The 911-nt window shown below is 45.2% G+C and carries 1 protein-coding gene; it reads right to left on the bottom strand.

Translation table 11 applies throughout. The features are described from left to right. Positions 1-54: 54 nt before the first annotated feature. On the bottom strand, positions 55-723 hold the full coding sequence (locus tag ABD892_RS10465; RefSeq protein WP_345195567.1) for an SNARE domain-containing protein: 669 nt from the start codon (positions 721-723) through the stop codon (positions 55-57). Between the last annotated feature and the right edge of the window lie 188 nt (positions 724-911).

Below are 911 nucleotides of genomic sequence, written 5' to 3'. Positions count from 1 at the left end.
TTTTGCCTGAAGAGCACAGGGGACGCTCTCTTCATTCAATTTAGCCTTACTTCTTCAGATCGTTAAGCGGGAGTTAAGGTATCTACCTTGTGCTATATTCTTGATCTTTTCGCAGACACTGCGTCCTTGAGCAGCGGTTTTGATCAATGTGCACTCAACAGCAATGCCCATAAATGGCCCAAAGACAAGGCCTGCAATGCCGCCACCAATGCACCCACCTACTCCGGCGCACATAAAGGCTGCAATGCGATTAACCCCTCTGTCTTTTAGCGACGTATATATCTTACCTGTTGCGACTACTGTGCATGCTCCAGTTACCAATAACATCATAGCCGTTAATACGACCGGAGTTGCAACAATAATGGCTACAACTTTGACAATACTGATCAGATAGCTGCCTATAGAACGGCGTTGAAGGCGTTGGGCACTGGCCTCAAATTGTTCTCTTCCCGCTTGCAGCTCGTCTGGAACTCTATCTCTTTCAAGTATGTTGTCGACATTCACTTGCATTATGTCGACAACATGATCGACTTGGTCTTGGATCTGTTGGAGTCTTCTGCTACCGTCGTTGTCAGCGCCGGGAGACATTCTCCCAGGGGTGTCTCCGAGTGGCATATCGCCAACAGTGCGATGACCAAGCTTTGGGCTGCTCTTGGAGGAGGTACTGGAACGGTCAATTGATCGAGGATCTACCCTCAAATTAACCTGATTCGCTAATTCCATATAAAATCTCCTTATATGACTTGAACGTTATGAATACAGTTCTATTGGTTTGAATGGTGATAATATACAAATGTAAATCGAATGGCTGAAATTTAATATATAGACATTCCTGATTACCACCTAACATAAGCCATTCTCCCGTCTAAACTTACGACACTGGTTTTCCTTGGGTTAGGAGACGTGTCATG

Origin of the sequence: Kistimonas scapharcae, from assembly GCF_039540975.1 — a bacterium.
Classification (GTDB): Bacteria; Pseudomonadota; Gammaproteobacteria; order Pseudomonadales; family Endozoicomonadaceae; genus Kistimonas; species Kistimonas scapharcae.
This window is presented reverse-complemented; position numbering and strand designations above follow the sequence as displayed.

Excerpts from the sequence above, each read along its gene's own strand:
- ABD892_RS10465 (WP_345195567.1), bottom strand. The coding sequence starts at position 723 with ATGGAATTAGCGAATCAGGTTAATTTGAGGGTAGATCCTCGATCAATT.